The organism is Trichococcus shcherbakoviae (genome assembly GCF_963666195.1).
Lineage (GTDB): Bacteria > Bacillota > Bacilli > Lactobacillales > Aerococcaceae > Trichococcus > Trichococcus shcherbakoviae.
Genome location: NZ_OY762653.1, coordinates 1,580,912 through 1,601,505 on the forward strand (window position 1 = coordinate 1,580,912; position 20,594 = coordinate 1,601,505).

The window sequence follows — 20,594 nt, forward strand, 5'->3', positions numbered from 1 at the left end:
GTCAACCAACACCCTGTCTTCAGGGTGTTGGTTGACTTACTAGTGTATTATCCATATAATACACCTATACATATATTTTTTACCCCCTGTGTATTAACCATTTAATACACTCGATCGGGAAAGGCAGGTGGGAAAAGTGATTTTTGACAAAAGAAGTCCGGTCTATGAACAGATCATCGAAATGCACAAGCAGAAAATCGTCAGCGGCGATTTCCAACCCGGACAAGAAATACCGTCGCGCCGGGAATTGGCTACACAATTAAAAGTGAATCCGAATACCGTACAACGTGCCTATAAGGAAATGGAGGGGCTTGGTTTGATTTATACAGATGGAAATTCTCTCAGCAAAATAACGGACAGTCAATCGAAGATCCAGACATTAAGGCAAGAGACACTGGAAGATGCCCTGCAAGCGTTCATCGAAACGGTTCGGTCAATCGGGCTGGAAGATGAGGCGGTCCTGAACTTGATCAAAAAGCGCTTGAAGGAGGTGCATGTGAATGATTGAAATCAGGAATCTGGAAAAAAAATACGGCAAACGAACCATTTTGGAAGATGTCAGCTTTACCATCAAAAAAAATGAAGTGACTTGTCTGACCGGAATGAACGGTACAGGCAAAACGACCCTCATGAACTGCATTATGGGCTTAGTTCCACGCAACAACGGCTCGATTACGATCGACGGGCAAGACATTCATAAACAGCTATACGAAAAAGTCTCATATATCCCTGACTCACTGACGATGCCCCGATGGATGACGATTGCGGAGTCGATGAAGTTTATGAGTACCTACTACCCGAATTGGAATGCCGCCAAAGCGGATGAATTACTTTCATTTTTCCGTCTGGAATCGGATCTGCAGCTGAAAAATCTATCCAAAGGGAACAGCGCAAAGGTGAATTTCTTGCTGGGGCTTTCCCTGGACGCGGATTACTATTTGATGGATGAACCTTTTTCCGGCATCGATGTCTTTGCCCGGGAGGATATTCTGGAGGTCTTCACTAGCAAATTCGTGACGGACAAGGGCGTCCTCATCGCCACTCATCATATGGATGAAGTAGAAATGTTGTTGGACCGGATCGTTATGCTGCGCAGCGGCCGCGTCGTCAAAGATTTTTATGCAGAAGACATCCGCCAAAACGAAGGCAAGGCAATCATTGACGTGATGCGGGAGGTGTATCAACCATGAAAAAATTTATGGAACTATGGACATTTGAATGGAATCGCGCAAAACGGTTCTACGGCTTCCTGTTGGCTTTTGTGACGGCTTTACAGGCTTATGCAGTCTTCCACGAATACAATTTCTGGAAAGATGGATATGAAAATTATCGGCAACAGGGCTACGCTGCAATGCCCGAACAATATCTGCAGGAATATGGGAACCTCACGGTCGCAGCTGTTACAAGCAATTCATTCTTTGTCTTTTCGGTCATGACGGCCGTCTTCGGTCTGCTCTTCTATGCCGTCTTCATCTGGTATCAGGATTGGACTGGAAAAAATCGCTTCTCTTTTCGCTTACTCAGCCTGCCCGGCAGCCGCTTTGCCGTGTATGCATCGAAATTCGGGACCATTTGGCTACTGATCACGGGACTGCAAGTTTGGCAGATCGGGCTTTTGTATCTTGAAGAGTTGGTCTTTTCCGGACTCATTCCTACGGACATCTATCGGGACATTCCTTTGCAGATGGCATCAACCAGCTCTTCTCCATTAGCCTTGGCTTTACCAAGTCTCTTTTCCAATTATCTGCTTTTTTACACTATCGGCTATACAGCGCTCACTTTGGCGTACACGTTCATTCTGATGCACTTGAGTGGACGTTGGAAAGGGGTATTCTTGGCAACTGCTCTCGCGATCGGCCTTATTGCCGCTATGCTTCTCTTCCTGCGTACCGGCATCACGACACGCTTGTATGCGGAAGAGAAGTATTGGATGACGATTTCCGGGAGCCTTATACTTTTCCTGTCCGGGACATGGGCCAATTATCGGTTGCTTGAAAAACGCATCAGCGTATAGAAGGAGGACAAAATGAGAAAACAAACGATTTTATTGCTGAGTCTCCTCCTGCTTATCGTTCTCGGAGGGTTTTACACCCAGCCGCTATTGGCAAAAGAAGAGCCATTACGCGTCGTGTTCGAGACAACTTCCGGTGATGAAGCAGCATTGGAAGGCTTGACCTACTATGGAACAATCAGCAATCAGTGGGAGTCGACGACATTCAGTTTGGATCGTTCAGGCTTACGTCATTCCGAAACAAAGCGGAATGATGTGTTCTTCCAGGATAATGCAGACAGCGCCGTACTGGCATGGCGTGCCGACTACCGTTCCTTTATGCGCGGCAAAAGTTCCTTCTCAGGAAATTATGCAGAGACGGAAGACCATTTGTATTATGCAGTGGAAGAAAATGACGGGTTTTCGTTGGAGATATTGGATAAAGCGAGCGGAAGCGTTTCGGAAATGCTGCTTAACTATCCGGAAAAAACGCAAAAGACTTATTATTCCGTGAGCCGTACTTATTTTTTGGACGGCAAAGTAATCATCGAATACAGTCGATATGGGAACTATTCTGATTATCTCGGCAGCGATATCGTGATCTATGACCCGACTAGCGGCTCATTGGAAGAGCACTTTGTCTTCGAAATGCCTGAAGGTATCTCCGGCTACCAGAGCATTTCGACGGCTACTTTGACGCAGGACGATAAAGAAGGCATCTTCGTGATGATCCGGACCGAAGAAACCGATTTGGAAGCGACCGAATATGCGCCGCCGGTTTTCTCAACAGCGTTCAAGCGCTACGACTGGGATACGAAGCAATGGACGGACCTTCGCAACGTCGCTGATTTCTCCAATGATGCCCTGCCGTATGCGATCGAGGATGGCATCTTCTATCAGCTGCATCAAGCGGACGGCGATTGGACGCTCCAATCCCTTGATCTTATGAAGGATGAAGTGTTGGACAGCATCCCGCTTCAGGGCACCTCTGAATGGGAACGCAGTCCCGATTCCGATTTGCAGATTCTTGTTGCTGATAACCAAGCGATACTGACACAGACTTATCTGGAGCCTGACCGGAATGCGCAGTTGGCCGCATTCGATATCGCGACCGGTGAAATGCTTTACAGCGGAGAAATAGCAAGCACGTTCGGAACCGACAAGGAAACAGACAGCCTCTACTTTGAAAGGATTGTCTACGAGCCCTAAACAAAAAAAGAACAAGATTCCAATTGGAGTCTTGTTCTTTTTTCGCTTTAACAGAGATTGGCTTTGTTTAAGGCAATTTTTTGCCTGCGGCTTTGTAGAGGTCATACCACTCGGTGCGGCTCAGCGCCACATCGGAAGCTTTGCAGATGGCCGCGATGCGCTCAGGATTCATGCTGCCGACGATCGGCTGCATTTTGGCCGGATGACGCAGCAACCAAGCGATTGCGATTGCTTCACGGGATACGCCCTTGTCTTCCGCAATCGCTTCGATTTTTTCATTCAGCTCCACATAATCGGGATGATCGAAGAACAGCCCTTTTTTTCCGTTTCCGGCTTGGAATGGCGACCATGGTTGGATCGTCATATCCGTGATGCGGCTGTACTCCAGGACGGAACCATCATGCACGAGCGATGGATTGTTCATCATATTCACGTTGAAGCCTGCATCGATCATCGGCGCATGCGTCAGGCTGAGTTGCAATTGATTGATCAATAATGGTTGTGTGACGACTTTCTTCAGTAATTCGACCTGCATCGGATTTTGGTTGCTGACGCCGAAATGGCGCACTTTCCCTGATTTTTGCAGTTCTTCAAAAGCTTCCGCAACTTCCTCAGGCTCCATCAATGTATCCGGCCGGTGCAACAACAAGGCATCCACGTAATCGGTCTGCAGACGTTTCAGGCTGCCTTCCACCGATGCGATGATGTGTTCTTTCGAGAAATCGAACATGACACCCGGTACGATGCCGCATTTCGTCTGTAGCATCACGCTGTCCCTCGCGATGCCAAGTTCCTTGAAGGCTTTTCCGAAGATTTCCTCCGAAGTCCCTCTGCCGTAAATATCCGCATGATCGAAGTAATCGATGCCGTTGTCCACTGCCGTGCGGATGACCGCAGTCGCTTCTTCATGCGTCAAAGCGTTCATGCGCATGATGCCAAGCGAGATTTCTGATGCAAAAAGTCCTGAATTACCAATGTTTATTTTTTTCAATGGTCATACCAGCTTTCATTTCGGATTTTTTTGAAAACGTTTCAATAAAAACAGTATAGCATTTTTGCTGGCCATTCGTGAAATGAAGCGCACCAAAAAAGGCTACCGGATATCCCGGATAACCCCAGTGAGCTTAATTTCCCGGCGAGAGCTGCCTCACCGGGTTTCCGACCTGCTCCGGGGTGCTGGTTCCCGGCGAGGGCCGCTTCACAGGGTATTCGGTCGGCCATAGGGCGCTATTTCCCGGTGAAGGCCACCTCACCGGGTTTTCAGTCGTCCGCGGTGTGCTTGGTTCCCGGCCAGCACCAGCTGGGATCAGGACTCCAGAATTTCAGATATAATAGCGGCCATGCGCATTTCCTTTAGGCTGATAGCTTTCTCTGAGAATCCGATATATGCGGTCCTTATCGCCTGAACCGCACCAGTCCAGCATGCGATTGGTAGTCAATTTTTCATCAGGGAACAAGAGACGAAAATCCTCAATGTTTCTTTTAATTGCTTTTTTGACATTCATTCTTTCACCACATGTCTGACACTTTATGAAGTGTCCATGGAAAGCTTCCGCAACAGTCCCGCATGCCGGACAACCGATCCCTTTACGCAGGTCTTCATAACAATATACTGGTTTCATGTGCGGTGGATAATCCGGATTATGCAACTGCAGCAATCGCTCAGCTAACCGTCGCTGTTCAAAAGATAGTGTCTCTTTCATTTGCAAACTTCGAAAATGAAGGGGAACCTGACTAGGCAAAAGATAATTCCCATCACCTTTCGCCTCCAACAAAGTGAATTCGGGATTGATGTAGACAACATAAGCCTCCACCTTCATTTGACACGACAGGGACTGAAGCAGCAATTCCAATTTCACTTTAGTCCGCTGCAATTGCACCCATGGATTTTCCAGATATACACCGGTTGATTTAAGTAATTTATCATCAGCCCATGTATGAACTCCCTCGTAATTCTTAACTTCGTACAGTCGTATTTTGTCAGTACAAATCAACAGCGTATCGACTTGAAAAGAAGATTTTCTGAATTCCAACTGCAAATCATTCAGTACCAAGCAGTGCGAAGATAATGGTTCCGTAAGTCCATCTAACCCGTATTCCCCATCGAAACCTTTATCTAGATGAAGGTGGTAATAGTGGTCATCACTGCTCAGGATCATGCGATTGGACAGAACCTCATAGATGCGGAGAAGCTTGGGTTTCATGCGTTCCTTGTATGCGATAGCGCTCACTCCATTATATTTATTTACTACCATAAACATACGTAATATGTTGCCAATTGCGCTATAGGAGAAGATTTATTTCAATCTTTGTTCATTAATAGGCCAAAATACCTGGACTTAAAAATTCTTTGGGAGAAAAAATCCCGGCGAGGGCTGTCTCGCCGGGATTTCGATCGGCCGCGAGGCGCTGGTTCCCGGCGAGGGTCGCCTCACCGGGTTTTCGGTCAGCCGCGAGGCGCTGATTCCCGGAGAGGGTCGCCTCACCGGGTTTTGGCCACCCCCAGCCAGGCGCCATTCTGCCGTCACAACAAAAAAAGCTAGAACTTGCCCAGCCCCAAAGTTCAGTAATAAAACTGTCTTTGAATGCTGGCAATAAGTCCTAGCCAATTCTTGATTATTTCACGCTGTTTTATTCGTAACCATTGGCCCAGAGAACCTTTTCTCCGACTTCGAGCGATTTTTGTACATCAATGATTGTTTGGTTGGAGCTGCCGCGGAATTTCAGAGTCAGATCCCGTTTGGACAGTTCGAAGCGGCCGTCGACGAGCACATCCATCAAGCGTAGCAATTCCTGCTTATCCTCGGATTCTCCAGCCAGTTCGTCCCAGTAGTAACCGGTCCAGCCCCAGATGTCCTTGGTCCGGCCGAACTCTGCCCGGATCCGCTGCGCAAGCCGCAGCGCGACCTTCGTGTTGAGGAAAGGTTCGCCGCCCAAAAGCGTCAGGCCTTGCACATAAGGCTGACGCAGATCGGCCATGATCTGTTCCTCAAGCTCGTCGGTGTAGGCAATCCCATAGTCGAAGTTTTGGACAATCTTGTTGTAGCAGCCTTCGCAGGCGAACAGGCAGCCGCTCAGATAGATGCTGCAGCGCACGCCTTCGCCATCGACAAAGTTGAAAGGCTTGTAGTCCGCCACTTTGTCCTTGCTGTATTTCTCTGCCAACCATTCTTGCGGTTGCGGGTTTTTCACTTCACATCACCTAACTGTTCTGATTACTGTTCTGACTTGCAATCCGCATGCAGATGTTTGACGCGGGCGGAAATCTCTTTGTGGCGACCTTTCACCATCGGACGGATCTGTGGGTTACCGAGATAACCGCATGTGCGTTTTACGACGTCGCATGTCTGCGGATCGGTATTGCCGCATTCCGGGCATTGGAACCCGCGCTCGGTAGGATTGAAGTCCCCTTCGAAACCGCACTCCAGGCAGTGATCGATCGGTGTGTTCGTTCCCAGGTAGCCGACTTTGTCGTAGGCGAAATCCCAGACTGTTTCCAACGCTTTCGGATTTTGTTGCAGGTTCGGGTATTCGCAATAATGGATAAATCCGCCTGAGCAATATTGCGGATATTCCATTTCAAAGGCGATTTTCTCGAAAGGATTCGGATTCTTGCGGACATCGTAATGGAAGCTGTTTGTATAGTATTCCTTATCCGTGATGTCGGAAATGATGCCGAATTTCTCTGTGTCCATGCTGCAGAAGCGATCGGTCAAGCTTTCGCTCGGAGTCGAGTAGACGCTGAAATGGTAACCGTATTGGTTGCCCCAAGCATCCGTTTTTTCCTTCATCTTCTTGACGATGTCCAAAGTGAAGGCTTTCGCTTCCGGATTCGTTTCCCAATCTCCACCGTAAAAGACGGTAGCCGCTTCATACAGCCCGATGTAACCTAGGGAGACTGTAGCGCGTTTGTCCTTGAACAGTTCGTCGACATTGTCCGTTTCGCCCAGACGTTTCCCGAAGGCTCCGTGCTGATACAGGATTGGTGCGTTCGTAGGCGTCGCTTCTTTGGTGCGCTCGACACGGTAGACAAGAGCATCCTTACAGATCGCCAAACGTTCCTCGAAGATGTTCCAGAATGCTTCCGGATTCCCTTCCGACTCCAAGGCGATTCTCGGGATGTTCAACGTCACGACCCCAAGATTCATCCGACCGGAATTGACTTCGTTTCCGTTTTCGTCTTTCCATCCCTGCAGGAAGGAACGGCAACCCATCGGTGTCTTGAAACTGCCTGTCAATTCAACGATTTTATCGTACATCAGCACATCCGGATACATCCGTTTCGTGGCGCAAGTGATGGCCAATTGTTTGATGTCATAGTTTGGATCTTGTGTCTCCAAGTTCGTGCCTTTTTTCAAGGCGAAGATCAATTTCGGGAAGATCGCTGTGCGTCTTTCCTTGCCCAATCCTTTGATGCGCACTTGCAGAACTGCTTTTTGGATTTCGCGTGCAAACCAATCCGTCCCCAACCCGAATCCGAGTGTGGTGAATGGTGTTTGTCCGTTTGAAGTGTAGAGTGTATTGATTTCGTACTCCAGGCTTTGCATAGCATCGTAGATGTCTTTGCGGGTTTTTTCTTCGGCATAAGCGATTTGTTTCGCTTCGCCTTCCACCCAATCCTTAGCCGTTTCCAGATGTTTCTCATAGTTCAGGCGTGCGTATGGTGCCAACACTTCATCAACACGGTCTGCACTGCAGCCGCCGTATTGGCTGGAAGCGACGTTCGCAAAAATCTGCGCCATTTGGGCAGTCGCTGTGTTGACTGAACGCGGGCTGTCTACTTCTGCATTGCCGATTTTGAAACCTTCACGAAGCATATTCTGGAAATCGATCAGAACACAGTTCGTCATCGGTGAATACGGTTGGTAATCCAGGTCATGATAATGGATATCGCCTTTCATATGGGCGTTGGAAACGTGTTTCGGCAGCATTCTCAGTCCGATTGCTTTTGCAGCCACTCCTGCCGTCAAGTCACGGATCGTATTGAAGACGCGGCTATCCTTGTTGGCATTCTCATTGACGATGCTCTGATCGGCATTCATCAGACTTTGGATGCGCAATTCGATGTCCTGTTGTTGCAGCTTTTTGACTTTTTTCGTCAATTTATAGGTATTGTAGGCTTCCGCTAACGGCAGATTCCCCATTTCAGCAAGTGTCGCTTCAACTTGATCATGGATATCATCCGTCGAAACACTTTCCGTTTCTGATGCAATCAGTTTGTCTACGACCAAAGCCACGACAGCATCCACATCGTAATCTGCAGCCGCTTCGTTCTGTTCAGACAAGAAACGCTCCGCCTTCTTGATCGCTTTATATATTTTCTTGGCATGAAAAGGAACTACCCGTCCATCCGCCTTCAACACTTGGATATTCACTTCTGCGTCAGCGACTTGAAGATTCGTGCTTTCATTTAAGAAATCCGTTGGTAATGAAGCCATATTTTTCCCACTCCCTAGTTAAAAATTAACCGAACATGCAAAAAAAGCTAATAAAAAGTAAGAGGTCGTTACAAAATGAGCAAGCTTTCCTTGCGGGACGCGCTTCTCAAGTCATATACCTCCACTTAAAGTAGTCTCTGTTTCGATTCACTGTATATACTATATATCATCCACACATAAATTTCCACCACAATATATAGTGTTTTATAGCAAAGTACACCTAGAGCAATCAGACACATTTTGTTCTGTTGGTCAATAAGAAAATGCCCTGAAAATGGAATGCTTGCTATTTCCTTAGCAGACTCCCGCTTACATAGTCAGAACAGAAACAATAGCCAAACAAACCCAGCTGATCCGTTTTGATTTCCGAACAATGCCCCTAATATTAAAAAAAATGTTAAAAAACATATAAAGTACATAAAATCAATAGAATCTGCTGTACTTTGGAAATAAAAGCGGTTATACTATGACTTGTCACAAATGTAAGCGATTCATTCTTTTTTTCGGATCCATTATCCGGTTTTTTGTGCCGTAAGGATGTCAAAAGAATGAGGAGATAAAAAGGGGGGAAATGCTAGTGTGGAAAAATAGAATGTTGCCTGAAATATCCAAAATTGCTAAATTTAGAATACCGGTCGGAGAAGACCTATTTTTGAGACAGTGCGCTTCTTGGCAAAACCTTTTCCATCTGCCTTCATCTTATCGCTACCCGACTGGAAACATACAGGGCTACATTACACGATTGAATTGGACCGATGAATTTATCATTCTTGAAAAAGAACATAATGAAGCATTCGAATATTTTATTATCGATAGAAGAATTGAATCTGTAAAAGGCCCTTTTTCCAAAGAAGGGTTCGGGAAGGCACTAAAAGAGGAAGCGATTGAGCTGCCATTGATCGAATTATCGGAAATGGACTGGATCATCAACTTTTAGAAGATACCAAAAAATAAAAAAGCCGTAAGGGGCGCATGTGATCATGTTCCCTTTACGGTTTTTTGTTGTGAAATTTCACTTTTCGTCGGATTTCCCTGCCAATGCGACCTCTTTCTTGTCAGTGATTCTGACATCCGCCATATTCCCTACTCTCCCATGTCAGGTTTATTTTAATCATATTGACCAAAAAAACACAAATCCATCCAACATTACTGCAATTAGATGAGATTTAAGATTAAACCTCTCATCGTTTTAACATTTAAACGCTTGCAAACGTTGGTTTGAAAGATATGTAAGATTATATAACATGGTTGGTAAGCAGGATATAGCCTCAATAAAATTATTTCTATAAACTAAGGCTATGCTAAAACAAAAGGAGGAATTATTATGTTTTCATCAGTAGATACATTATGGACCTTGCTGGGAACGGTATTGGTATTCTTTATGCAAGCCGGTTTCGCAATGGTCGAGACGGGATTCACTCGTGCCAAGAACGCGGCGAACATCATCATGAAAAACCTCATGGACTTTGTGCTCGGATCGTTGGGATTCTTCCTCATCGGATACAGCATCATGTTCGGGGACGATATCGCCGGCATCATCGGAACACCTGCCTTATTTATGGAGGGACTTGATTCCACCATTCCTGGAACCGTACATTTCATGTTTCAAAACGTATTCGCGGCAACTGCAGCCACTATCGTATCCGGAGCTGTTGCGGAACGGACAAAATTCAGCTCTTATCTCGTGTACTCCTTCATCATCTCCTTGTTGATCTATCCTATCTCAGGTCACTGGATCTGGGGCGGCGGTTGGTTAGCTCAAATGGGCTTCATCGACTTCGCTGGATCCACAGCCGTGCATATGGTCGGAGGCATCGCTGCACTTGTCGGTGCTGCTATCGTCGGTCCGCGTATCGGAAAATATAAAGATGGCAAAGCACAAGTCATTCCTGGACACAACCTGACAATCGGTGCACTAGGCGTATTCATCCTATGGTTCGCATGGTTCGGATTCAACGGGGCTTCAACCGTTGCGGCAACAGGAGACGAAACCCTTGCCTTGATCGGTACTATCTTCTTGAATACAAATTTATCCGCAGTTACAGCTACTCTGGTCACTCTCTTATTCACTTGGAAGAAATATGGTAAGCCCGATGTTTCAATGACGCTGAACGGTTCATTGGCAGGTCTTGTAGCCATTACTGCAGGCTGTGCGGTCGTATCTCCCTTCGGCGCTATCGCCATCGGATTCATCGCCGGATTTGCCATTGTCCTTGCTGTTGAATTCGTCGATCAAAAATTGAAGTTCGATGATCCTGTCGGTGCTTTCAGTGTACACGGCGTGAATGGTGCATTGGGAACAATCTTAGTCGGTGTCTTCGCAACGGATGGCGGATTATTGTACGGCGGCGGGTTCAACATGCTGGGGATCCAAGCTTTGGGTGTCGCTTCTGTGGCAGCCTACACAGCCGGTTCCATGTACATAGTCTTCAAGGTTATCCAAAAGACAATGGGTCTCCGCGTTACTGCTGAAGAAGAAATCGTCGGTATGGACGTCGCTGAGCATGGCTTGACTTCAAGCTACCATGACTTTGTTGCAACGACTGCATTCGAAGATTATGTAACAGACAGCAACAAACCTGCTGGAATCCCTGCTGTCCAAGAAGTGGACCTGACTAAAGTCGGAGCCTTCAAATTGGCTGATTCAGGCTATACGATGAATAAAGTTGAAATCATCGCTAATCCGGATAAACTGGAGCGTCTGAAAGCTGAATTGAACGCTATCGGCGTAACCGGCATGACGGTCACATCCGTGCATGGTTACGGGCTCCAAAAAGGCCAACAAACCTTCTATCGTGGTGCGAAGGCTGAGGGCAATCTTTTACCGAAAGTCCGCATCGAAACGATCATCAGCGAGGTGCCTGTCGAAGAAGTCATCCGTGCTGCCCGCCGCGCTTTATACACGGGTCATGTCGGTGACGGTAAAGTCTTCGTTTCCCCTGTTGCCGATGCCTTCCGCATCAGCAACAGCGATTCAGGCCCAGCTGCCCTGAAATATTATTAAACCGAATAACGAACACTAAATGAAGCCAAGGAGCCGTCTCACTGCGAGACGCGCTCCTTGGCTTTATTTCTTTGCAGCAAACTGTTTCCCGGTTTTTTGTTTGCCTGCGCTTTGCTATAATAAGGACTATGATGGTGGCTCTCCACCAATCGAGGAGGAGGAAAACATACATGTGGGTCATCAAACCTTTTGAAGCACTGACGGCGAGGGAATTGCACCTGATCTATCAAGAGCGAGTAGCTGTTTTCGTTGTGGAGCAGAATTGCCCTTATCAAGAGGTGGATGATACCGACCTCGTCAGCATCCACTTCTGGAAGCAGGCGGAAGATAGGCTGTTGGCATATGCCCGGCTGATCCCGGAAGCGGATAATGTGCGCATCGGACGCGTTCTTGTCCCTCAAGGCGAACGCACCCATGGCTACGGACAAGAATTGATGCAAGTCGTACTTGAGTATGCACAGATGCATTTCCCTGGACTCCCGATCCACGCGCAAGCACAAGCCTATCTGCAGAATTTTTACGCCTCTTTCGGATTCCAATCAGTATCGGATATCTACCTGGAGGATGATATCCCCCACATCGATATGATCATCGATTCGCAGAATAGCCAAACAGAAAGCATAAACCGACAGGAGGAAAAACGTGAATAAGTATCTTACCGCCAGTATACTGGGTATCATCAGCATCGCAATCAATGTCTGGATCATGTATCAGACACGCTACGAAAAAGGCCTGAACCCGATTACAAAGAAAAATCTGGAGAAATTATCCTACGCCCTGATCGTCGCCGCCGTAATGTTCATGACATTTGGTTAGAGAGTGTGATGATTCGCGGTTAGGGGCTGAGCACTAAGCGGTCTAGCCGCAATGGGTCGATTTTTGCCCATGGAGGCTAGACAGATTAGGCGGAATCCCCTGCGAATCAGAACACGTTTAGAGTGTGATGAATCCCGCATTTACCGCATTCCAAAATAAAAAAGCCCACTACGGGCTTTTTTTATTTGATTCATTAATTACCATCCAACCAACCTATAACACTAAACCTGGATCCGCAGATCTTTTCTGCCGTAGATCAGATAGCTTAGACCCAATACCAACATGCTTCCGATGATACAGATGACCATGTACTCCCAGGAAATCCCCTCTTCCAGCAAGGCCGCTGGATGTGCGTATTCAATCGGCGACAAAACACGCAGGAATTCATAGTCCTCAACCATCTTCGAGACAAGGCCGATCATGTACGTGCCGAACACCAGCAACAACGCGACTCCGCTTGTTGAACGGCTGCTCGCGATGAACGTTGAGAAAAGGAAGCCGATTGAATAAAAGAACAACAATACCAACGACTCCGCGCCGAAAATCAGCGTGATATCTTTTATGATTTCCACAAAATCGGCTCCATCCTCCTTGAACAGATAGATGAACAGCAAAGCCGCACCGTACAGGACGATCCAAAAAATCATAAGCAACACTAAGTTAGCGATGTATTTGCTCGTGACAATAGCTTTTCTGCTGATCGGCTGTGCGTACAGATACTCGATTGTGCCGTTTGTCTCTTCCTTGATCAGCGCCTGGGCCCCTTTCATCGTTGCAAAAATGCAGGCTGCCAAAAAGAGATACTGAAAAATATAAGCAAAAAATCCGGCAGCCTGCAATAAGCTCGCGCCATTCGTGAGCGAAAATGCCTCCAGCATCTCAGGAGGCATCGCATCGAGCTTGGTCGTCAAGATATCCTCCATCCCTTGATTTGCCATGACGGGAAACATGGCCATCATCAGCCCCATGATCAGGACCATAAAGAAAAGCCATACGAATAACCCGCCGCGTTCCTGTTTCCACTCCAATCGGATGCTATTCATGGGATTCACCTCCACCATATAGGGTCATGAATTTTTCCTCCAAATTCTGATTGCGGATTTCTATATCCTCCAAATCCAAGGATGACATATCCGCCAAAATCTGATTCACGTTGTCCTTATACAACAACGAAACCACCCGGTCGGTCCTGGAAAGGACACGGTACCCTTTGGATTCGAAATCCTCCGTTACGATGGCTGAACCGGTAAGCGTCACCACTTTCCCTGGTTGATATCCGGATGCCATATCTTCCACGGAAATGATTTTCCCTTCACGGATGAAGGCCGTACGCGTGCAGAATGCTTCCACTTCCGGCAGGTTATGCGTAGAAATGAAGATGGTCGCGCCTTCCTTGTTGTGGTAGTTCAGCTCTTCAAACAAACGATGCTGCATCAAAGGATCCAGCCCATTAGTAGGTTCATCAAGTATCAAAAGTTCCGGGTTGAAGATCAAGCTGTTCACGATTGCGACTTTTTTCCGATTCCCCAACGACAGGTCCTTCATTTTCTTTTTCGGCTCCAACGCGAATCGTTCTACGTAATAAGCCATCATTTCCTTTATGTTCTGGATATGGTGGAATTTCCCCGTCATCATCAGAATCTCTTCCACAGTCAGATTGCTGTAATAATGCACATCGCTCGGGACGTACCCGATGATGCGTTTCAGGCTCTCGGAATCTTTCTGGGCATCCAATCCGAAAATTCTGGCACTTCCCTTGCTCGGCTTGATGAAATCAAGCAACAGCTTTATGGTTGTCGACTTTCCAGCTCCGTTCGGCCCGATGAATCCGAACCTTTCACCTTGCTCCACTGTGAGTTGGACATTGTCCAAAGCTGCACGCTTGCGGTAAATTTTTGTCAAACCCTTCATTTCGATTGCTTCCACGGTGATCCCTCCTCTGAAGAACTTTACATATACCCATTATACGTTTTCTCGGCTGAAGTTTACAGCAACAGCAGGATTTTTCTTCCCTGAACGACACAAAAGACCGAGACAAATTTGTCTCGGCCTTTTGGGGAAGTGCGTGAATCATCACGCTCTTTTAACGTGTTCTGATTTGCAGGGGATTCCGCAAATCATCGCACCCTCTCTAAACGTGTTCTGAATCCCAGAAATCTCCGTCTAAGCTGATAGCCACATCGCGACCAAAACCGGGTCGCGTTGTGGCTATCCTCTTAGTACTCGATTCCTAAACGGGATTCATCGCACTCTCTTAGTACATGTTTAAGTATTGTTCTCTTTCCCACTCTGTTACTTGTTGGATGTAAGACATTACTTCGATTTCTTTTGATTCGATGAAGTTGTTGCTGATATGGTCGCCTAATGCTTCAACCAACAATTGGTCTTTAGAGAACTCTCCAAGAGCTTCATGCAACGATGTAGGCAAATCCAAAATTCCATTTTCGTAACGGTCTTCAGCTGACATTTGGTAGATGTTGCGGTTGATTGGAGCTGGAGCTTCCAATTTGTTCTTCACGCCATCAAGACCTGCAGCCAATAAAGTAGCTAAAGCCAAGTATGGGTTAGCAGCTGGGTCAACGCTACGCAATTCAACACGAGTGGACATGCCGCGTGATTCTGGGATACGGATCAGCGGTGAACGGTTTTTTCCGCTCCATGCGATGTATACTGGCGCTTCGTAGCCAGGTACCAAACGTTTGTATGAGTTAACGATCGGGTTGCAGACAGCTGTGTATCCGCGCGCATGTTTGATCAGACCAGCGATGAATTGGTAAGCTGTTTCGCTTAATTGACGTTCATCTTCTTTATCGTAGAAAGCATTGCCGTTTTCGTTGAACAATGACATATTGAAATGCATACCGGAACCATTGATGCCGAATACTGGTTTAGGCATGAATGTTGCATGCAAACCGTGTTTGCGGGCAACTGTTTTGACGATCAATTTGAAAGTTTGGATGTTGTCGCAAGCTTCAACAGCATTTGCGTATTTCCAATCGATTTCGTGTTGTCCTGGAGCAACTTCGTGGTGGCTTGCTTCAATTTCAAAGCCCAAAGCTTCCAATTCCAATACGATATCACGACGGCAGTTTTCGCCCAAGTCAGTAGGAGCCAAGTCGAAGTATCCACCTTGATCGTTCAATTTCAATGTAGGTTGACCTTTTTCATCTAATTTGAACAGGAAGAATTCAGGTTCAGGTCCTAAGTTGAATTCAGTGAAACCTAATTCTTTCATTTCTTTAAGAGAACGCTTCAAGTTGTTACGTGGATCTCCTGCAAATGGTGTGCCATCAGGCATGTAGATATCACAAATCAATCGAGCTACTTTGCCTTGTTCAGTGCCCCATGGGAATACTAACCATGTATTAAAATCTGGGTACAAGTACATATCGCTTTCTTCGATACGCACGAAACCTTCGATGGAAGAACCGTCGAACATCATTTTGTTGTCTAATACTTTTTCTAACTGGCTGATAGGAACTTCCACGTTTTTGATTGTTCCTAAGATGTCAGTGAACATTAAGCGTAGGTAACGGACGTTATCATTCTTTGCTGATGCGATGATTTCTTCTCTAGTAAATTTTGGCATTTGTATTCCCTCTCCTTGACTATGCTTTGTGTATTTTTTTGTTTTTTTATAATCTTCCCCAAGGTTTATTTGAATCCCCAGGGTTAAATCCACTTGCGTTAAGAATTTCTTTGTAGAGGATGCGACGGACATCTTCGTCTGTCAAGTTTTTGTGCTTGTTTTCAAGCTCCTCTTCTTGCTGCTTCTTCAGCCTTTCGGTACTGTACATCCGCTTGATTGCAGTGATGTTCAACCCTTCAGCCAAATAGTCTTTGACTTCCAGCAACCGATCGACGTCGTTCAATGAAAACATCCGGCGATTGGTGTCTGTCCGCTTAGGATGAACGAGGTCTTGCTCTTCGTAATAGCGAATCTGTCTTGCTGTCAGATCCGTAAGCTGCATGACTGTTCCGATGGTAAAAACAGCCATCGAACGTCGTAGCTCTTTTTCTTTCATACCAACCCCTCCATCGAAGCTTCTGAGTTGAGTGAACCACAGATGTATCCTTTTTCTTCAGGAGTTAACGCCTGTTGAGAAAAAGGTAATTCTTTTCAGCAATTAATCGTATTTCCTAACAACTAATTGAGTGATTTAATACAACAAGAATACTCCAAATTCTCATGCAAGTCAACGCTACCTTAACATCGCATGTAACATTTTCTTACATGTATATAAACCCTTGTCAGAATAACATTTGAAAGGCATTTCATCTCCCCTTGATAGGCCAATTTCCTCGCATGGAAACAAAAAAAAGAGCCCTTAATGAAAAAAATATTAAAAAAAAATGTGAATGGCCGGCTGAAGCGATGACTAAAAAAGGCCGGAACATAAGTCCCGGCCTCCACATCTATTATTCCCATCAAAAAGCAGTGCCCCATGATGCCTATTCCACTCGGGTAAGCCGGCTGGCCTCCCTTGCCTTCAGGAACAGGGGAACCTGTTCAATGACCAGGTTTGTATTTTCCAACCCAAACCATCTTGCGGGAGATCCTGTCCACGCCTTGATGTTATATTTCAAACTCAAGATGAAGCGGCTGAAAACAGAAAGATCGCTTTCTGGCGAAATGGCCTTGCGGACCAACACAAAGCAGAAGTCGCCGATTTCTTTGTCGTGATAGATTGTGTATGTCTGCTTTTGGGGTTTGATCCTTCCCTCTTCCATCATCTCCTGGATGATTTGGCGCAAGTATACATTGATCCGTTGCTCAATTTTGAAACCCAAACGCAACTGCACTTTGAAGCAGAAGTCTGTACCATAGTCCTCCACCTTATATTCCTGTGTGTACGGTTCGTCGGTGACGGCTACGTTGATGAACCAATACACGTCGGCGCGCTTCGGCCGCTTATCCAATATGGAGTAGAGAATGTCCCGATCAACAGATTCTGCATTTTGATTGCTCGTCAGGAAGACCAGGTTATTCGCATATACAGGCAAGGAATCATCTTCCTTCAGTTTTTTGAATTGGCCGATGAAGTCCGTCATCGGGTATTCCAATCGCTGCAATGATTCAATCTTACTTCCTTTATGCCAGACGAACATGATGGCGAAAAGAATGGCGCCCATAAGGATCGCGACATAGCCGCCATGGAAGAATTTGGTTGCGCTGGAGATGAAGAAGGTCGCCTCCAATGTGCCGAAGAACACGAACATGATCAGAGAAACGATGATATTGAAATTCTTCAAGCGCAGAAATTCGAACAGCAGCATCGTCGTCATCAGCATCGTGATGGTAATCGCCAGACCGTAGGCAGCTTCCATCCGGATCGATGTCTTGAAGTAAAAGACAACCCCCATACATGACAACCAAAGAATGTTGTTCACCAAAGGGATGTACATTTGTCCCTTAGTTTGGGAAGGGTATTGGATTTTCAGATGCGGCAACAGATTCAGGCTGATCGCCTCCGAAACAAGCGTGTAGGACCCGGTAATGAGTGCCTGCGAAGCGATGATTGCGGCGAGGGTACTCAACAGAACCGCAAAGAAACGCAATCCGCCCGGCAGCATTTCAAAAAATGGATTGAAATCTTCAATATGGTAGAGCGCAACGTTTGATTTGGCTTGCATCAACCAAGCCCCTTGGCCGAGATAATTCAACAGCAAGGAAGCCTTTACAAAGGGCCAACTACCGTAGATATTCTTCTTGCCGACATGCCCCATATCCGAGTACAAGGCTTCCGCTCCGGTCGTAGCCAAGAAAATGCTGCCCAAAATCATAAAGCCGGCGTGATTCTGCTCGCTCAGGAGCAGTTCGATACCGCGCATCGGATTGAAGGCAAGCAGTACAGTCGGATTGCTGAGCACTTGCCATAGCCCAAATCCGCCGATAAAGGCAAACCAAAAAGCCATGATGGGTCCAAATGCTTTCCCTATCGTTTTCGTTCCGAGGCGTTGGATCATGAATAAAGCCGAGATGATCGTCATCGTTATCGCCAATATTTTTCCTTGTCCCTCGCCTAGAAAGCCTTCGAAGAACGGGATGCTGCGCAAGCCTTCGACAGCCGTCGTGACCGTTACTGCAGGGGTCAAAATACCATCAGCCAGCAAGGCCGCCCCGCCCACCATAGCCGGAATAATCAGCCATTTTGCGCGTTTATGGACGAGTGTATAAAGCGAGAAAATACCGCCTTCTCCATGGTTATCAGCCTGCATCGCGATAAGCACATATTTGATTGACGTAATCAGCGTGACCGTCCAGATCACCAAGGATAGCGCACCTGTGATAAATGAATCCGACAATGATTCGAGCCCGCCGTTCCCTTCTACAATAGCTTTCATGACATAGAGCGGTGAGGTACCGATATCCCCATAAACGACACCCAGCGCCACAACAACCGCAGCCATGCTCAGGGGAATCTGCGGATGCCTTTCTTTCTGCGTTTCCAATCTATTTTTCCTCCAATGTCCTAGATATCTTTTTTATTTTAAAAACTACCTAATTATAGCTTTTTTTCAAGGGCCGTCAAGCGCTTTCCGAAAGATCAGTCTGCAGTTCTTATCGGTGTCCCCAATCAGGTGAAAAGCCCGGCCATCTCCAATACCGACGCGATGTCCAATAGCCACTCCTCTTTCCCTTTCGGGGCCGTGAACTGAACCCCCAAAGGCAACCCGGCAGCCGTGCGGTGCACCGGCAGGCTGATGGCAGGCTGCCCCGTCAAATTCGCTTGCTGCGTAAACGGGGTCACGCCCAAGCTCTCTTCAAACATGGTCCAGACAATTTCTTTCCTGTCCGCAGCCGACAGCAGATCCGATCTGCGCATCCGCTCCTTCAGTTCTTCGCTTTGGAAAGAGTGATCGATCAGAGGAGCACTCGCTGCTGTAGTCGGCTGCAGCAGCAGATCATAATTTTCATGGAACCGATCCATCGTGGCTGCCGCTTGGTCCCAGAGGCTCAATGCCAACGAGTAGTCGCCTCCGGAGATTGTCCGGCCGTACTGGTAGAGGGACCATGAAACCAACTCCATGTCGTCGGCGGTCAACGGGCGTCCGAGTTTCGCGGCAAAACCTCTCAGCATGGCGTCCGTTTCGGCTCCGTTCATTGCATAGTAGGCCTCCATCAAAAGGATGCCGTCGATGTCGGGCGTTTTTTCTTCCACCTCGTATCCCAACTCTTCCAGCGCTGCCACAGTTTGAAGTACAGCCCGTTTCGCCTCCTCGCTGACGACGGACTTCACCGGCGATTCCAATGAATAGGCGATCCGGAAATTGCGCCGCTTTCCGGATTGAAGTTCCTGGAAATGGCTCCCCGGAAATAGTGGTGTCTGGAACGGCGCTGCCGCTTGGACAGTCTGCAAAGCATCCAGCATCATCGCTGTATCCCTTACCGTCTTCGTCAAGGCGAAGCTGATTGATGCGCCTTGCCAGCCGCGATAAGATCCCGGACCCACTGGTGTCCGCCCCCTTGTCGGTTTCAACCCCACCAAGCCCGTGAAGGATGCCGGAATCCGGATCGAGCCGCCGCCGTCGCTGGCGGTGGCGATGGCTACCATCCCCGATGCGACAGCCGCTGCCGCACCGCCGCTGGACCCTCCAGGAGAATGGTTCCGATTGAAAGGGTTTCTGGCAGGACCATGTATGACGGCATCCGTGATGTTCTTGAACCCGAATTCGGGTGTGCTCGTCTGGCCGATGACGATGAAACCGGCCCTCTCAACCGCTTCGACAAAATGACTGGTGCGGGGAGCGACGTAATCCTTCAGCAACCGCGAGCCTGATGTCGCCGGCTCCCCGGCGAGGTCCTGGCCCAAATCCTTGATCAGGATCGGCACACCGCCGAATAACGTGTTTCTGAAGTCCCTTGTTCTGGCTTCATGCAGCGCTTTTTCTCTACGCGTATGCACGACGGCATTGCAGCCGGGATTCTCTTCATCTATCTTTTTGAAGGCATCCGCAACCAATTCTTCAGGGGATGCTTTTTTCATTTTTAAAAGCCCAGTATAATACAGGGCATCTTTCTGGCGATCCATAATAAGCCTCCTTCTCGTTCTCACAATTTCATATTTCCTTCAATTGTAGGTTGCTCGCCAAAAAAAGGCAACAGTTTGCCCGGGCAAGTGCCGCATCGTTCATG

General features: G+C 47.3%; 18 protein-coding genes. 8 read left to right on the forward strand and 10 right to left on the reverse strand.

Annotated elements, in window-relative coordinates; genetic code table 11:
• Positions 1–136: 136 nt before the first annotated feature.
• The 4 genes from ACKPBX_RS07610 to ACKPBX_RS07625 are packed head-to-tail and all read left to right on the forward strand — an operon-like array spanning position 137 to position 3,199.
• Positions 137–508 carry a GntR family transcriptional regulator gene (locus ACKPBX_RS07610; RefSeq protein ID WP_233436728.1) on the forward strand — a complete coding sequence of 124 codons (372 nt, stop codon included), beginning with the start codon at positions 137–139 and terminating at the stop codon, positions 506–508.
• A complete protein-coding gene (locus tag ACKPBX_RS07615; RefSeq protein WP_086628768.1) occupies positions 501–1,190 on the forward strand; it encodes an ABC transporter ATP-binding protein in 690 nt (229 codons plus the stop codon). Before ACKPBX_RS07610 ends, ACKPBX_RS07615 begins: the two co-directional genes overlap by 8 nt.
• Complete coding sequence (locus ACKPBX_RS07620; protein ID WP_086628767.1) at positions 1,187–2,014, forward strand: hypothetical protein; 828 nt, start codon at positions 1,187–1,189, stop codon at positions 2,012–2,014. Before ACKPBX_RS07615 ends, ACKPBX_RS07620 begins: the two co-directional genes overlap by 4 nt.
• 12 nt (positions 2,015–2,026) lie before the next feature.
• Positions 2,027–3,199 carry a hypothetical protein gene (locus tag ACKPBX_RS07625; protein ID WP_319995043.1) on the forward strand — a complete coding sequence of 391 codons (1,173 nt, stop codon included), beginning with the start codon at positions 2,027–2,029 and terminating at the stop codon, positions 3,197–3,199.
• A gap of 67 nt (positions 3,200–3,266) precedes the next feature.
• On the opposite strand, the gene ACKPBX_RS07630 is transcribed toward ACKPBX_RS07625, so the two are convergent.
• The 4 genes from ACKPBX_RS07630 to nrdD all read right to left on the reverse strand — a co-directional run bounded on the left by ACKPBX_RS07630 (position 3,267) and on the right by nrdD (position 8,637).
• On the reverse strand, positions 3,267–4,130 hold the full coding sequence (locus tag ACKPBX_RS07630) for an aldo/keto reductase (protein WP_319996418.1): 864 nt from the start codon (positions 4,128–4,130) through the stop codon (positions 3,267–3,269).
• Positions 4,131–4,521: 391 nt separating this feature from the next.
• Positions 4,522–5,454, reverse strand: coding sequence for a nuclease-related domain-containing protein (locus tag ACKPBX_RS07635; RefSeq protein ID WP_319995044.1), 933 nt, complete (start codon positions 5,452–5,454; stop codon positions 4,522–4,524).
• Between the two features lie 376 nt (positions 5,455–5,830).
• Positions 5,831–6,391 carry an anaerobic ribonucleoside-triphosphate reductase activating protein gene (nrdG, locus tag ACKPBX_RS07640; protein ID WP_086628762.1) on the reverse strand — a complete coding sequence of 187 codons (561 nt, stop codon included), beginning with the start codon at positions 6,389–6,391 and terminating at the stop codon, positions 5,831–5,833.
• 23 nt (positions 6,392–6,414) lie between these two features.
• Positions 6,415–8,637, reverse strand: coding sequence for an anaerobic ribonucleoside-triphosphate reductase (gene nrdD, locus ACKPBX_RS07645; RefSeq protein WP_086628761.1), 2,223 nt, complete (start codon positions 8,635–8,637; stop codon positions 6,415–6,417).
• A 577-nt stretch (positions 8,638–9,214) separates the two neighbouring features.
• On the opposite strand from nrdD, the gene ACKPBX_RS07650 reads away from it, so the two are divergent.
• The 4 genes from ACKPBX_RS07650 to ACKPBX_RS07665 all read left to right on the forward strand — a co-directional run bounded on the left by ACKPBX_RS07650 (position 9,215) and on the right by ACKPBX_RS07665 (position 12,457).
• Entirely contained in the window at positions 9,215–9,574 is a 360-nt protein-coding gene (locus ACKPBX_RS07650; protein ID WP_140187065.1) for a DUF3997 domain-containing protein, read from the forward strand.
• Positions 9,575–9,961: 387 nt separating this feature from the next.
• Positions 9,962–11,641 carry an ammonium transporter gene (locus ACKPBX_RS07655; RefSeq protein ID WP_319995045.1) on the forward strand — a complete coding sequence of 560 codons (1,680 nt, stop codon included), beginning with the start codon at positions 9,962–9,964 and terminating at the stop codon, positions 11,639–11,641.
• Between the two features lie 170 nt (positions 11,642–11,811).
• On the forward strand, positions 11,812–12,291 hold the full coding sequence (locus ACKPBX_RS07660; RefSeq protein WP_319995046.1) for a GNAT family N-acetyltransferase: 480 nt from the start codon (positions 11,812–11,814) through the stop codon (positions 12,289–12,291).
• A complete protein-coding gene (locus ACKPBX_RS07665) occupies positions 12,284–12,457 on the forward strand; it encodes a hypothetical protein (RefSeq protein ID WP_168173203.1) in 174 nt (57 codons plus the stop codon). The genes ACKPBX_RS07660 and ACKPBX_RS07665 overlap by 8 nt, the downstream gene beginning before the upstream one ends.
• 221 nt (positions 12,458–12,678) lie before the next feature.
• Here ACKPBX_RS07665 and ACKPBX_RS07670 read toward each other — a convergent pair whose 3' ends face one another.
• From ACKPBX_RS07670 to ACKPBX_RS07695, 6 genes are all read right to left on the reverse strand, one after another.
• Positions 12,679–13,500 carry a DUF2705 family protein gene (locus ACKPBX_RS07670; RefSeq protein WP_319995047.1) on the reverse strand — a complete coding sequence of 274 codons (822 nt, stop codon included), beginning with the start codon at positions 13,498–13,500 and terminating at the stop codon, positions 12,679–12,681.
• Entirely contained in the window at positions 13,493–14,383 is an 891-nt protein-coding gene (locus ACKPBX_RS07675; RefSeq protein WP_086628752.1) for an ABC transporter ATP-binding protein, read from the reverse strand. Before ACKPBX_RS07675 ends, ACKPBX_RS07670 begins: the two co-directional genes overlap by 8 nt.
• Before the next feature lie 328 nt (positions 14,384–14,711).
• Positions 14,712–16,052, reverse strand: coding sequence for a type I glutamate--ammonia ligase (glnA, locus tag ACKPBX_RS07680; RefSeq protein WP_370738841.1), 1,341 nt, complete (start codon positions 16,050–16,052; stop codon positions 14,712–14,714).
• Positions 16,053–16,092: 40 nt separating this feature from the next.
• Positions 16,093–16,482, reverse strand: coding sequence for a MerR family transcriptional regulator (locus tag ACKPBX_RS07685; protein ID WP_119092443.1), 390 nt, complete (start codon positions 16,480–16,482; stop codon positions 16,093–16,095).
• 427 nt (positions 16,483–16,909) lie between these two features.
• Positions 16,910–18,868, reverse strand: a complete 1,959-nt coding sequence (locus tag ACKPBX_RS07690) for a KUP/HAK/KT family potassium transporter (protein ID WP_086628841.1) — start codon at positions 18,866–18,868, stop codon at positions 16,910–16,912.
• A 167-nt stretch (positions 18,869–19,035) separates the two neighbouring features.
• On the reverse strand, positions 19,036–20,490 hold the full coding sequence (locus ACKPBX_RS07695; RefSeq protein ID WP_086628749.1) for an amidase: 1,455 nt from the start codon (positions 20,488–20,490) through the stop codon (positions 19,036–19,038).
• Between the last annotated feature and the right edge of the window lie 104 nt (positions 20,491–20,594).